The 14,423-nt window shown below is 62.3% G+C and carries 9 protein-coding genes; 6 read left to right on the forward strand and 3 right to left on the reverse strand.

Annotated elements, in window-relative coordinates:
- Positions 1-26 precede the first annotated feature (26 nt).
- From ACQY1P_RS10060 to ACQY1P_RS10080, 5 genes are all read left to right on the forward strand, one after another.
- Positions 27-506 carry a cytochrome c-type biogenesis protein gene (locus tag ACQY1P_RS10060; RefSeq protein ID WP_062453433.1) on the forward strand — a complete coding sequence of 160 codons (480 nt, stop codon included), beginning with the start codon at positions 27-29 and terminating at the stop codon, positions 504-506.
- 158 nt (positions 507-664) lie between these two features.
- Positions 665-2,260 (forward strand): Do family serine endopeptidase, encoded by a 1,596-nt coding sequence (locus ACQY1P_RS10065; protein WP_174195877.1) that lies wholly within the window; start codon positions 665-667, stop codon positions 2,258-2,260.
- Positions 2,261-2,360: 100 nt separating this feature from the next.
- Positions 2,361-3,119 carry a response regulator transcription factor gene (locus tag ACQY1P_RS10070; protein WP_274598264.1) on the forward strand — a complete coding sequence of 253 codons (759 nt, stop codon included), beginning with the start codon at positions 2,361-2,363 and terminating at the stop codon, positions 3,117-3,119.
- Between the two features lie 39 nt (positions 3,120-3,158).
- Positions 3,159-4,550, forward strand: a complete 1,392-nt coding sequence (locus tag ACQY1P_RS10075; RefSeq protein ID WP_325261962.1) for an ATP-binding protein — start codon at positions 3,159-3,161, stop codon at positions 4,548-4,550.
- 25 nt (positions 4,551-4,575) lie between these two features.
- Positions 4,576-7,536 (forward strand): bifunctional [glutamine synthetase] adenylyltransferase/[glutamine synthetase]-adenylyl-L-tyrosine phosphorylase, encoded by a 2,961-nt coding sequence (locus ACQY1P_RS10080; protein WP_430256333.1) that lies wholly within the window; start codon positions 4,576-4,578, stop codon positions 7,534-7,536.
- 29 nt (positions 7,537-7,565) lie between these two features.
- Here the strand turns inward: ACQY1P_RS10080 and ACQY1P_RS10085 are convergent, their stop codons facing one another.
- From ACQY1P_RS10085 to pepN, 3 genes are all read right to left on the reverse strand, one after another.
- Positions 7,566-7,763, reverse strand: a complete 198-nt coding sequence (locus ACQY1P_RS10085) for a hypothetical protein (protein WP_325261328.1) — start codon at positions 7,761-7,763, stop codon at positions 7,566-7,568.
- 85 nt (positions 7,764-7,848) lie between these two features.
- Positions 7,849-10,203 carry a PAS domain-containing sensor histidine kinase gene (locus ACQY1P_RS10090; RefSeq protein WP_430256334.1) on the reverse strand — a complete coding sequence of 785 codons (2,355 nt, stop codon included), beginning with the start codon at positions 10,201-10,203 and terminating at the stop codon, positions 7,849-7,851.
- 283 nt (positions 10,204-10,486) lie between these two features.
- Entirely contained in the window at positions 10,487-13,135 is a 2,649-nt protein-coding gene (pepN, locus tag ACQY1P_RS10095; protein WP_430256335.1) for an aminopeptidase N, read from the reverse strand.
- 326 nt (positions 13,136-13,461) lie between these two features.
- Between pepN and ACQY1P_RS10100 the strand changes: the two genes are divergently transcribed.
- Positions 13,462-14,400, forward strand: coding sequence for a DMT family transporter (locus tag ACQY1P_RS10100; RefSeq protein WP_092662503.1), 939 nt, complete (start codon positions 13,462-13,464; stop codon positions 14,398-14,400).
- Positions 14,401-14,423: the final 23 nt, after the last annotated feature.

A 14,423-nucleotide genomic window follows, 5' to 3' on the forward strand; every position in this document is an offset into this window, starting at 1 on the left:
CCTGGATTCCTGTGACGAGCACAGGAATGAGGGGAGGATGGGGTTTGCGCAGATCATGCCAGGCTCTGCTTGCGCTCTTCCTGCTACTCGCACCGCTTCCCGCCTTCGCCGTCAATCCGGACGAGATCCTCAAGGATCCGGCGCTGGAACAGCGGGCGCGGCAGATTTCGACGCAGTTGCGCTGCATGGTCTGCCAGAACCAGTCGATCGACGACAGCAATGCCGAGCTGGCCCGTGATCTTCGCGTTCTGGTGCGCGAGCGGCTGACGGATGGGGATACGGACGGGCAGGTGATCGACTATGTCGTCTCCCGTTACGGCGAGTTCGTGCTGCTCAATCCGCGTGTGAGCGCAAGGACAATCATTCTCTGGGCGCTGCCGATCGGGGCGCTGGTGATCGGCATCGTCGCGCTGTTCGTTTTTATCCGCACCCGGCCAAACACACGCTCCATCGCGGCTCTGACAGATGCCGAAAAGAAGCGGATCGACGAGCTGTTGAAGCGGTAAGGCCTGCCGTTTCTCAAGGCTGCAAGAATTTCGAACATTACCAACAATTCATGCCGCCGACACGTGCAGTTAAGGTGCAGGCTCCTATATCTCTTCTCAACCACCGCCGCCGGACCTCCGGCAACACCAAGACTGACGAGAAGAAGAAGGTAGCTCAGATGCGCACCATTAAACGTCCCTCCCTGAAGACGGTTCTCAAGACTTCCACCGTAGCCGGCCTTGCGGCCGTCATGCTGTCGACCGGCATTCCGGCCCAGGTGACCGCATCCTTCGCGGCCCCCGTCAGCGTGACCGCGCCCCAGGCGCCGAGCTTTGCCGACGTGGTCTCCGCCGTATCGCCCGCCGTCGTGTCCGTTCGCGTTCAGTCGGACGAGCCGCAGGAGACTGCCGATGAAGGCGGCAACAACTTTTCCTTTAACTTCGGCGGTCGCGGCTTTGACCAGCTGCCCGACGACCATCCGCTGAAGCGCTTCTTCAAGGAATTCGGCGGTCAGGGCGGCCCCGATGCTCCCGGCGGCCCGAACGGCGGCCCCGGTGCCGGTCCGCGTGACCGCGCCGAGCGTGGTGGCCCGGGCGCGAATCGTCCGCATCACCTGCGTCCGACCGCACAGGGCTCCGGCTTCTTCATCTCCGAAGACGGCTACGTTGTCACCAACAACCACGTCGTTTCGGACGGTCAGGCCTATACGGTCGTCCTCAACGACGGCACCGAGCTCGAAGCCAAGCTGGTCGGCCGCGACAGCCGCACCGATCTGGCGCTGCTGAAGGTCGATGCCACCAGCCGCAAGTTCACCTACGTGTCCTTTGCCGACGACACCAAGACCCGCGTCGGCGACTGGGTCGTGGCTGTCGGCAACCCGTTCGGCCTTGGCGGCACCGTGACTGCCGGCATCGTTTCGGCCCGTGGCCGCGACATCGGCTCCGGTCCTTACGACGACTACATCCAGGTGGATGCGGCCGTGAACCGCGGCAATTCCGGCGGCCCGACCTTTGACCTTTCCGGCCAGGTTGTCGGCATCAACACCGCGATCTTCTCGCCGTCGGGCGGCAATGTCGGCATCGCCTTCGCGATCCCGGCCTCCACTGCCAAGGACGTGATCAACGACCTGATGAAGGACGGCAAGGTTGCGCGCGGCTGGCTCGGCGTGCAGATCCAGCCGGTGACGCAGGATATCGCCGACTCGCTCGGTCTGAAGGAAGCGGCCGGCGCGCTTGTCGTTGCTCCGCAGGAAGGATCGCCAGGCCAGAAGGCCGGCATCAAGGAAGGTGACATCATCACCGCCGTCAACGGCCAGGCAATCAAGGATGCCCGCGAACTGTCGCGCCGCATCGCAGGCTTTGGCCCTGACGCCAAGGTGAAGATCGATCTGTGGCGAGAAGGCAAGATGCAGGACGTCACCGTGACGCTCGGCAACATGGCAAGCGACGAGGCGGCTTCGGCCGAACCGAAGCAGCCGGATGCGCCGGTTCCCTCGACCAGCAAGGCGCTCGCCTCGCTCGGCATCACCGTTGCGCCGGCAGAAGACGGTTCCGGCCTTGCCGTGACCGAAGTGGACCCGGACAGCGAAGCCGCGGCCCGCGGCCTGAAGAACGGCGAAAAGATCCTGTCGGTGAACAACCGCAAGGTCGCTACCGCCGATGACATCGGCAAGGTGATCGAGCAGGCCCGCAAGGACGGCCGCACCCGTGCGCTGTTCCAGGTGGAAGCCGGTGGCACCAGCCGCTTCGTGGCCCTGCCGATCGACGAAAGCTGATGTCAGCGACTGGTTCCCAATAGGTTGGTCCTCCCAGACGACCTCATGAAGGGCGCCACCGGCAACGGTCGGCGCCCTTCACCGTTCATGGAGTTTCAAGATGCAGACGATCATCCCACAATCCGGCAGTTCCGATGATTCCGCTGGTGCAAAAATCGCAAGCGACGCTATTGTCCCGCACATGAAGATTCTGGTGATTGAAGACGATCTCGAGGCTGCGGCCTACATGACGAAGGCCTTTCGCGAGGCAGGGATTGTTGCCGACCATGCAAGCGACGGCGAAAGCGGCCTGTTCATGGGGACGGAGAATTCCTACGACGTCATGGTGATCGACCGCATGCTGCCGCGGCGCGACGGTTTGTCGGTGATCTCGGAACTGCGCAAGCGCGGCGTCAATGCGCCGGTGCTGATCCTCTCGGCGCTCGGCCAGGTGGACGACCGGGTGACCGGGTTGCGCGCCGGCGGCGACGACTATCTGCCAAAACCCTATGCATTCTCCGAGCTTCTGGCGCGTGTCGAAGTTCTCGGCCGGCGCAAGGGCACGCCGGAACAGGACATGGCCTACCGGGTCGGCGATCTGGAACTCGACCGGCTGTCGCACGAGGTGAAGCGCGCCGGCAAGGAGATCCTGTTGCAGCCGCGCGAATTCCGTCTTCTCGAATACCTGATGAAGAATGCCGGACAGGTGGTGACCCGCACGATGCTTCTCGAAAACGTCTGGGACTACCACTTCGACCCGCAGACCAATGTGATCGACGTGCATGTGTCGCGGCTGCGCTCGAAGATCGAGAAGGATTTCGACAAGCCGCTGCTGAAGACCATTCGTGGCGCCGGCTACATGATCAAGGACGAGGGGTAAGCCTTCGTGTTTGCCCGTATCGTCAACCGCGCAAGGCTGATGTTCCGCTCCACGGCGGTGAGGCTTTCGGCACTCTACATCCTGCTGTTTGCGCTCTGCGCCGCATTCCTGGTGTTCTATGTCACCGCGCTTTCCGAAAAGACGCTGGTGCAGCAGACGCGCCAGACGATCCAGGAGGAAATCCAGGACATTCAGCGCGCCTATGATCGCGGCGGGATCAACCTTCTGCTGCGCATCATGGAGCGTCGCGCCCGCCAGCCGGGTGCCAATCTCTATGTGATTGCGGGCCCGAGCGGCGATATTCTGGCCGGCAATGTCGCGTCGGTGCAGCCGGGCGTTCTCGACAAGGAAGGCTGGACGGACATGCCGTTCGGCTACACCCCATACTCCGAGAACCAGGGCGCGCGGCGGCATCTTGCGATCGCCAACGTGCTGCGCTTCGACAACGGTCTTCGGATCATGATCGGCCGCGATCTCGGAGATCCCAGCCGTTTCCGCTATATCGTGCGCCAGGCGCTGATGGTGGCGCTGGCGATCATGGGGCTCGGTGCTCTCGTGATCTGGTTCGGCATCGGCCGCAATGCGCTGAAACGGATCGACCGGATGTCGGCCGCAAGCCAGAAGATCATGGCGGGCGACCTGTCGCAGCGGCTGCCGGTTGGCCGCTCCGGCGACGAGTTCGACAGGCTGTCGGAATCGCTCAACGCCATGCTCGGCCGCATCGAGAAACTCAACGAGGGACTGCGGCAGGTTTCCGATAACATCGCCCACGATCTGAAGACGCCGCTGACACGGCTGCGCAACAAGGCGGCCGATGCGCTTTCCGAAGACCGCGAGGATGTGCGTCGTCACGCGCTGGAAGGGATCATCGGCGAAAGCGACCAGCTGATCCGGACCTTCAACGCGCTGTTGATGATCTCGCGGGTCGAGGCGGGTTCGATGGCGGCGGAAATGTCTGATGTCGATCTCTCTGCCGCCTCTGCGGACTGTGCCGAGCTTTACGAACCGGTGGCCGACGAGGTTGGACTGGCGCTGGTGACCGAGATCGAGCCCGGCCTTTCCGTGAACGGCAACCGCGAACTGATCGGCCAGGCGATCTTCAATCTGCTGGACAATGCGATCAAATATGCCGCCGAAGCCGGCGGTGTCCCCGAGATCCGGGTGAAGCTCTCGTCGACGGCGGGGCTGATCCGGCTTTCCGTGTGCGACAACGGTCCGGGCGTGCCAGCGGACAAGCGCGAAGAGGTGACGAAGCGGTTCTTCCGGCTGGATGCCAGTCGCTCCAAACCCGGAACCGGTCTCGGCCTGTCTCTGGTCGAGGCGGTGATGGGGCTGCATGGCGGACGGCTGGAGCTCTCCGCGACCGACGAGGCCAACAGTGAGGCTCCCGGCCTGACGGTGACCATGGTGTTTCCGGTGGTGAAGGGCTAGGCTGGCGGAGCGCGGGAGGAAAAGAATGGAGACCGGAAACCGGCTCGACGACGTAGCGGCTGGTGTGATCCGGCCGCTGAACCAGGCGGAGGCCAAGCTTGCGCTTTCCCTGTTGAAGGAGATCGGCAAGACCGAGCCTTCCGTGGCTGAACTCGTCAAGGCCGATGGGCCGCTCAAGGCCTTTTTTGTCGCAGCGTTCTCGCTGTCACCGTTTCTCCGCGATGTGGCTTCGATCAGGCCTAAGCTTCTGGCCGGTGCGATCGACGGGCAGGTCGAGGATGCGCTGGCCGCGCTGGTTGACGCAGCGCGAGACGCCTGGCGACCGGTGGATGCAAGGATCCCGTCCGAGAACGAGGTGATGACGGCGCTGCGCAGTGCCAAACGCGCGTTCGGCTTTCTGCTGGCGCTCGCAGATCTTGCCCGCATCTTCTCGGCACGGGATACGACGCGCTGGCTGAGCGAGTTTGCGCAGGCTTCTACGGCGGCGGCGATCGATCATCTGCTTCTGGCAGCCCATGAGAGTGGCAAGCTCCGGCTCGTCGATCCAGCGGAGCCGAGCCGCGGATCGGGCCTGATCGTGCTCGGGATGGGCAAGCTCGGTGGCCGCGAGCTGAACTACTCTTCCGATATCGACATCGTCGTCTTCTATGATCCCGACGCCGGCATTCTTGCCGACCCGCTCGATGCCTCGGAAACCTATGGGCGGATGATGCGGCGGTTGATCCGCATTCTGCAGGAGCGCACGGCAGACGGCTATGTGTTCCGCACCGATCTGCGGCTGAGGCCCGATCCGGGCTCGACTCCGCTTGCCGTGTCGATGGATGCGGCGCTGATCTATTACGAGGGCAGGGGCCAGAACTGGGAACGGGCAGCTTTCATCAAGGCCAGACCCGTGGCTGGCGATATCGTGGCGGGCGAGGTGTTTCTGAAGCTGCTGACGCCCTTCGTGTTTCGCAAATATCTCGACTATGCGGCGATTGCCGATATCCACTCGATCAAGCGGCAGATCCATGTGCACAAGGGCCACGGTGCGATCGCCGTCAAAGGCCATGACATCAAGCTCGGCCGGGGCGGCATTCGCGAGATTGAGTTCTTTGCGCAGACCCAGCAGCTGATCGCCGGCGGCCGCATGCCGGCCTTGCGCACGCGCGAGACAGAGGCAGCGCTGAAGGCGCTGGCCGAGGCGAAGTGGATCAGGCCGGAGATCGCGGCGGCGCTGACCGATGCCTACTGGTTTCTGCGCGATGTGGAGCACCGCATCCAGATGGTGCATGACGAGCAGACGCACAGGCTGCCGACCACCGAGGCGGAACTGAAGCGCATTGCCTTCATGCTCGGTTTCGACAGCGTTGCGGCCTTTTCGACCAGGCTTGAAGCCATTCTGAGGACGGTCGAGAAGCGATATTCCCGGTTGTTCGAGCAAGAGGAAAAGCTTTCTTCGCAGGGCGGAAATTACGAAGGCAATCTCGTCTTCACCGGCCAGAAGGACGATCCCGATACCTTGGAGACGCTCGGCCGGCTCGGTTTCGAGCGTCCGGCCGACATGAGCCGGGTGATCCGGACCTGGCATTCAGGACGCTACCGGGCAACGCAGTCATCGGAAGCGCGCGAGCGGCTGACGGAGATGATGCCGGCGCTCTTGAAGGCAATCGGCGAGAGCCGCCGCGCCGACGAGGCCCTGCTGCGGTTCGACAGTTTTCTCAAAGGCCTGCCGGCCGGCATCCAGCTGTTCTCGCTGATCGGCAACAACCCGCTTCTTCTCTCGCTGATCGTGACGATCATGGCCTCCGCGCCGCGGCTGGCCGATATCGTCGCCTCCAAACCGCATGTGTTCGACGGCATGCTGGATCCCGGGCTGATGGCGGAGATCCCCACCCGCGACTTTCTCGCCTCGCGGCTGACGGCGTTTCTGGCAAGCTCGCGGCACTACGAGGATCGGCTGGACCGGCTGCGGATCTTTGCCGCCGAGCACCGTTTCCTGATCGGGATCCGGCTGCTGACCGGGTCGATTTCCGGAGAGGAGGCGGGTCGCGCCTTCACCCATCTCGCCGATCTTCTGATCGAGGCAGCGCTGATTGCGGTGACAGCCGAAATCGAGGCGTCGCATGGTGCCTATCCGGGCGGTCGGCTGGCCGTCCTCGGCATGGGCAAGCTCGGTTCGTTCGAGCTGACCGCCGGCTCCGATGTCGATCTCATCCTTCTCTACGATTATGACAGCGCGGTCGCGGAAAGCGACGGCCCACGGCCGCTCGATGCGCAACGCTATTTCACGCGCCTGACGCAGCGGCTGGTGGCAGCACTTTCGGCGCCGATGGCGGAAGGCGTGATCTTCGAGGTGGATTTGCGGCTGCGGCCCTCCGGCAACAAGGGCCCGGTCGCCACCCGCATCGGTGCCTTCGGAAAATATCAGCGCGAGGAGGCCTGGACCTGGGAGCATATGGCGCTGACGCGGGCGCGGCTTGTCTGCGGTGACACAAGCCTTCAGGACGAGGTGAGGGACGTGATCGACGGCGTTCTGTCGGCAAGCCGTGATGTCGGCCAGATCGCCAAGGACGTCTCAGAGATGCGGGTCCTGATCGGCAAGGAAAAGCCGCCGCGCGATAGCTGGGACTTGAAGCTGATACCGGGTGGGCTGATCGATATCGAGTTCCTCGCCCAGTACCTGCGGCTTGTCGCACCCGTGAAGGACATCACCGTCCCCACCTACGGCTCGACGACCGGCGAGTTGCTGGAACTGTTAGGCCACGACCTGATGACGCCCGGTGACCTCGATACCTGCCTTGAGGCAATCAGGTTGTTCAGCGAACTGTCGCAGATCATCAGGCTCTGCGTCGACGGCCCGTTCGAGCCGAGGGACGCGCCATCCGGTCTCGTGGAGCGCATCTGCCGGGCTGGAGACTGCCCGGATCTGTCAACGCTCGAGGGCGAGGTAAAGCGGCTATCCAAGGCGGTGCGGAAGGTTTTCGAGAAGGTGGTGAGAGCCTGAGCCCCGTCTGCCGGTTCTGACCGAGATGATCATCTGATCAGAGTGAATATCCCGGCTGTCGCAGCGATTGCTGCCAGCACCAGCCCGAAGATCACACAGACGAGATTGATGATCCAACCCTGATCCGGCTTCGAATCCAGTTTGACGTTGATCATCGCAAGCGCTGCTCGCGTGTCGTCAGCAATTCCGCAGAGCTTGGGAATACGGGCGTCTGCAGCGCTGCTCACAGGTGATCTCCTTCAACAGGCGAAGTGGGTCGCAGGTGTGTGAGGGCGAGTCAATTGCGATCTGGGATTGATCGTGAGGTATTCCTCAAGCCACCTTCTTTGCCGCAAACTGGACCATGTCGCTCTGGGGAATGTGGATCGAAACGACGGTTCCCTTGCCCATGACGGACCGGATTCGCATCGTGCCGCCATGCAAGGTGATCAGCGAGCGGGAGATGGCGAGGCCGAGGCCGGAGCCGCCTTTGCTCTTGGCATACTGGCTCTGCACCTGTTCGAAGGGCTGGCCGATCTTCGACAGCGATGCCTTGGGGATGCCGATGCCGGTGTCGGCGATGGTGAGCACGATGCCGCCGCTGATCGGCTTTGCGCGAAGCTCGATGCGGCCGCCTTCGTCGGTGAATTTCACCGCGTTGGAGAGGAGGTTCAGCATCACCTGTTTCAGCGCCCGGCGATCGCCGATCATGTCGAGGGAAGGCGACAGGCACTGGCGGATGGCGATCTGCTTTTCCTGTGCCACCACGGCCGTCAGCCTCAGGCTTTCCTCGATCAGCGGCGTCAGGTTGACGGGCTCCGACTGGATCAGCATGTGACCGGCCTCGATCTTCGACATGTCGAGGATATCGTTGATGACGTTGAGGAGATGCTTGCCGCTGTCGTGGATATCGCGGGAGTATTCGCTGTATTTGGCGGATCCGAGCGGACCGAACATGCCGTTCACGAGGATCTCGGAAAAGCCGAGGATGGCGTTGAGCGGCGTTCTGAGTTCGTGGGACATGTTGGCGAGGAATTCCGACTTCGCCTTGTTGGCGGCCTCGGCGCGTTCCTTTTCCGCCTGGTAATTGGCATTGGCGGTCGAAAGCTCTTCCTTCTGGCGCTCGAGCTTCTTCTGCGAGGCGGAGAGATCGCCGATCGTCGCCATCAGGCGGCGCTCGGAATCGCGCAGACGTTCCTGGTGACGCTTGAGCAGGGTGATGTCGGTGCCGACGGAAACCGTGCCGCCATCGCGGGTGCGGCGTTCGTTGATCTGCAGCCAGCGTTCGTCGGCAAGCTGCACTTCGGTGGTGCGCGACAGGCCGCTGCGATCGGGATCGGCGACACGGCGTTCGATCACCGGACGGGCAGAGGCGCCAAGCACGGTGCTGCGTTCGGTGCCGGGAACGAGGACTGAGTCCGGAAGACCGTGGGCCTGCTGGAAGTGGGTGTTGCACATCACGAGGCGGTCGTTCTTATCCCAGAGAACGAAGGCTTCCGACGTACATTCGATTGCGTCTGCAAGGCGCTGGTCGGCTTCTGCATAGCGTTCGGCAAGCCGGTGCTGCTCGGTTACGTCCATGGCGATACCGATGACGTGCGTGCGGCCGTTTGCCATCCGCACGACCTGGGCGCGGGCGCGCATCCACACATAGTGGCCGGCGGCGTGGCGCATGCGGAAGACTTGGTCCACCTGCTTGGCATTGCCGCGGCTGATGGCGCGGGCGAGAGCGTAGAGGTTGCCGTCGGTCGGGTGCATCATCCGCGCCGCATCGGTAAAGGACACGACGTTGCCCACCGGGGGGAAGCCGAGCATCTCGTACATCGAGCCCGACCAGAACAGGCGCCGGTTAGTAACGTCGAAATCCCACAGGCCGCAGCGACCGCGCGACAGCGCCGTCTCGATGCGCAGGTTCGATTGCACGAACGTCTCGTCGGCGTCGCGGGCGCGCTTCACCTGCGCATAATAGGCATAGAGGATGACGAGCAGGATGGCCGAAATGCCGGCAAATATCGTGACGCTGAGCGAGACTTCGCCACGTACGAATTCGTTCGTCGTCTCCAGCGAATGGGCCGCTACGATCAGCGCACCGTCGTTGCCGATTGGCTTGATCGACGCATAGTAGGGGACATCACCGAAAAAGGTCTCGATGACCGTGCCCGACCCGCCGACGCGGCGCATGGCTGCGGTTTCGGGAAGAACCGAGGAAAGACGCTTGCCGAGATAGCTGCCGGTATCGCCGATGCCGCCGAAGATCCTGCCGGTGGTATCGGTAAAGAGCACGACAGCGCCGCGCTCCAGCTTGTCCTGGCCGAGGAATGTCGAGAGACGCGCTTGGGCAGTCTGGCGGTCGGCTGCCGCAAACAGCGATTCCTGTCCGGAGAAAGCGGCGGATGCGGTCGCGGACATCAGCGACGCGGACTGGCGCGCGGCATCTTCCATCCGGCCATGCTCGCCCACGATCCCCATAATGCGCGATGCGGCAACGACGGCAAGAAAGATAAGGATCAGGATTGGAATGGAACGCTTCAGCACCAGCTCGACGCGCGGCGTCTGCTGTGCGATCGGCCGGACGGAAAGCTGAGCCTCCTCCGGAGCCGTCCGTCCAAGGCTGCTGAAGCCTGGAAACTTGAAGCGCAACCATCCCCCGGCCTCGGTTTCCCGCTGCACGCCCGATATCATCGTCATCCGATCCCTCGTCGTGATTCGCTGCGCCGCCGCTCGAATCTGACCTAATGAATCACAGAGTGATTCTCTGTGTCCAGAGGGTTGGTAACATTTCGTTAACCATATGATAGTCGACGCATTTACGCCTGAGAGGATCCGCAAATCAGGTGTCTGGGTAACGCTTTTCAGGATGCGAGTTATCAAGCCCCGTCAAGCAAGATGTACCAAAATGTGCCAAATCGGCGCAAAAAATATCCGCGCCGGCAGGCAGCCGACGCGGATGTCATTTTGCACGAAGATTGTCTCAGCCCTTCAGCATACGCTCAACGATGTCGCGCACGTCAGTCGAAAGGGACGGGCTACGTTCAATCGTCATCAAAGCGTCGCGGGCCTGGTCGGCGCGGGTCGGCTCCAGCGAGCGCCATGAGCGCATCGAGGTGAGGATGCGGGCGGCAAGTTGCGGGTTCTTCGGATCGATCTCGAGGATCTGTCCGGCGAGGAACCGGTAGCCTTCGCCGTCGCGGCGGTTGAAGCCGGTCGGGTTCGAGAAGGCATACATGCCGACCAGTGCGCGAACACGGTTCGGATTGCCGGCATTGTAGCGCGGATGGTCGATCAGCGCTTTCACCCGTGCCAGCGCATCTTCGCCGGGCATGGTCGCCTGCAGCGAGAACCACTTGTCGATGACCAGCGGGTTTGCGTCGAACCGCGTCAGGAAGCTTGCGAGCGCACCTGTCGTTTCCGAGGCTTCCGGGAAGCGATGGGCAAGCAGTGTGAGCGCCTGCGAGAGTTCCGTCATGTTGTCGGCGGCACTGAAGGCTTCGGCCGCGCGCTGCGGGCTGTTTTCGGCATAGGCGAGGTAGGTCAGCGCCGCCGATTTCAGCGCACGCCTGCCGGCGGCTTCGGCATCCGGCGAATAGGCACCCTCTGCCTTCATCTCGGTAAACAGGCGCTTGAACAGCTCGACACCGGCATCACCGATGAGCTTCAGCACGGCGGTGCGGCCCGTGTGTATCGCCTCCGGATCGTTGTTGCCGCCAAGTTCGCGACCGATATCGGCTTCGCTCGGCAGCGCCAGAACCTGGGCGCGGAAGGCGGGCTCCAGCGTGTCGTCGCCGGCGGCTTCGAGAAGTGCCTCGATCAGGGCCGGGTCGCAGGTGACGTCGTGGCCTTCCCGCGCATCGCGGGCAGCCTTGGTAAGGTTCGGGATGGCGAGATCCGTCAGGGCCTGCCAGCGCGAAAACAGATCCGTGTCGTGACGAGCGATATGCGCAAGATCGGCCGGCGTCTGGGTAAAGGCGATGTTGACCGGCGCCGAGAACGAACGGTTGAGCGACAGGACCGGCCGCGACGCGATGCCGGTGAAGGTGAAGGTCTGGCGGCGATCGGTCAGATGCAGCACGTCACCGGTGACTTCGCCGCCCTTGACGGATGTTGCATCGGCAATGGTGCCATTGTCGAGGATCAGCGCGAAGGACAGCGGAATGTGCATCGGCTGCTTGTCGGGCTGGCCGGGCGTTGCCGGCACCATCTGTTCGAGCGATAGCTTGAACGTGGCGGATGCCTGGTCGTATTCGGTCGAGACGTTGACGAGCGGCGTGCCAGCCTGCGAGTACCAGAGCGAGAACTGGGTGAGATCCCGGCCGCTCACGTCCTCGAAGCATTTCACATAGTCCTCGACGGTGACGGCCTGGCCGTCATGCCGTTCGAAATAGAGATCCATGCCGGCCTTGAAATCGTCCTTGCCGAGCAGCGTGGCGATCATGCCGGTGACTTCGGACCCCTTCTGGTAGACCGTCGTCGTGTAGAAATTGTTGATCTCGCGATAGGTCGTCGGGCGGACCGGGTGGGCGAGCGGGCCGCCATCCTCCGGGAACTGGTCCGAGCGGAGATGGCGCACTTCGGCGATGCGCTTGACCGGACGCGAGCGCTGGTCGGCCGAGAATTCGTGGTCGCGATAGACCGTGAGGCCTTCCTTCAGGCACAGCTGGAACCAGTCGCGGCAGGTGATGCGGTTGCCGGTCCAGTTGTGGAAGTATTCGTGGGCGATGATCGCCTCGATATTGGCGTAGTCCTGATCCGTTGCAGTCTCTGGATCGGCCAGCACGTACTTGTCGTTGAAGACGTTGAGCCCCTTGTTCTCCATGGCGCCCATGTTGAAGTCGGAAACGGCGACGATCATGAAGATATCGAGATCGTATTCGCGGCCGAACCGCTCCTCGTCCCACTTCATCGAACGCTTCAGAGCGTCCATGGCATAGGCGGTGCGCGACTCGTTGCCGTGCTCGACAAAGATCTTCAGCGTCACTTCACGCTCGGACATCGTCACGAACGTGTCTTCGACGACCGCAAGATCGCCGGCGACGAGAGCAAACAGGTAGGATGGCTTCGGATGCGGATCGAACCAGGCGGCAAAGGCGCGGCCTTCATCATATCCGGCACCGCCCAGGAAATTGCCGTTCGACAGCATGACCGGGTTGGCGGCCTTGTCACCGATGATGGTGATCGTGTAGGGCGCCAGAACGTCGGGACGGTCAGGGAAGTATGTGATCCGGCGGAAGCCTTCGGCCTCGCACTGCGTGCAATAGATGCCGTTGGTGCGGTAAAGCCCCATCAGCTGCGTATTGGCTTCCGGATTGATATGGGTCGTGATGGTGATCTCGAACGGCGCCTCGGCCGGCAGATCACGGATGATGAGGCTTTCCGGCGTGGCATCGTACTGACTGGCAGGCACGTCCTTTTGGTCAAACAGCAGGCCGGAGAGAGCAAGCTCGTCGCCATCGAGAACCAGCGGCGCGGACAAATCCACGCCTTCGCGGCGATGGAAGATCAGCCGGGCATCCACTTTCGTGTTCGTCGGGTCGAGCTCGAAGGTGAGGTCGACACGTTCCAGAACGAAATCAGTGGGGCGGTAATCTGCCAGATGTACGATCTGGCCCGTATCTGTTCGCATGACTTTTCCTGAACCGGCTCTTCAAATTGAACGCGTCGAGGATCTGCGCGGTTGCGCGCATTGAGCTTTCGACAATCCCCATCGCCGCCGCGGATCATTGCACGCAATACTAAACGATTGTTGAAGCCACCTTTAAGATAACGCGATTTTGTACCAGTCTTGAGCAGCCTCGCGGAAGCTGACTTGCCATCATGCTTCGTGATTGTGCTTTGTCAATTTCCTGTCGCGGCCCCGGGAAATGTGGTTATTGTGATTTGTATTCGAATCCTTTTCTTTGACGGTGCTGCGATTACGGTCCCGTCACCGTGATTTTTGCAGAGTGCATGATGGTGGCCGACGCGCAGAACCCCTTGCGGGGCATTCTTTTCAAGGTCATCTCCGTCGTCATCTTCGTGGCCATGCAGGTCTGCATCAAGTCCGCCGGAACGGGGATCCCTGCAGGGCAGATCACCTTTTACCGCTCCGCTTTCGGGATCGTGCCGATCGTGCTCTACCTGTCGGTTCTCGGACAGTTATGGCCGGCATTCCACACGTCGAGCATTTTTGGACATTTTAAGCGCGGTGTGCTGGGCATCATGTCGATGGCCTTCGGCTTTTACGGCCTGATCCACCTGCCGCTGCCGGAAGCGATCGCCATCGGCTACGCGGGACCGCTGATGGCTGTCGTGTTTGCAGCGCTCATCCTCAAGGAAACAGTGCGCGTCTATCGCTGGACGGCGGTGTTGATCGGAATCGTTGGCGTTCTCGTCGTCTCATGGCCAAAGCTGACACTGCTCCGCGACGGCGGGTTTGCCTCCGAACAGGCGCTCGGGGCGATCGCGGTTCTCTGTGCCGCCGTGCTGGCCGGTCTTGCCATGGTGCAGGTGCGCCAGCTGGTGCAGACCGAAAAGACGGCGACGATCGTGCTGTATTTTTCGCTGACCGGCGCGCTTCTGTCGCTGGCCAGCCTGCCGTTCGGCTGGGTGTCGCTGCCCTGGAGCAGTTTTCTGCTTCTGATCGCGGCCGGGCTGTGCGGTGGCGTAGCGCAGATCTTCTTGACCGAAAGCTATCGATTTGCCGATGTCTCGACAGTCGCACCCTTCGACTATACGTCGATCATTCTGGGCATTGCCGTGTCATATCTGCTGTTTGCGGACGTGCCGACGGCAACGACGCTGATCGGTACCGCGATTACGGTTTCCGCCGGTATCTTCATCATCTACCGCGAGCATCGGTTGGGTCTCGAGCGCAAGGCGGCACGCCGGGCGTCAAGCACCGCCAACTGAATCCGTGCTGCAGGAACATGGCG

The organism is Neorhizobium sp. DAR64872/K0K18, assembly GCF_050500175.1.
GTDB lineage: Bacteria > Pseudomonadota > Alphaproteobacteria > Rhizobiales > Rhizobiaceae > Neorhizobium > Neorhizobium soli.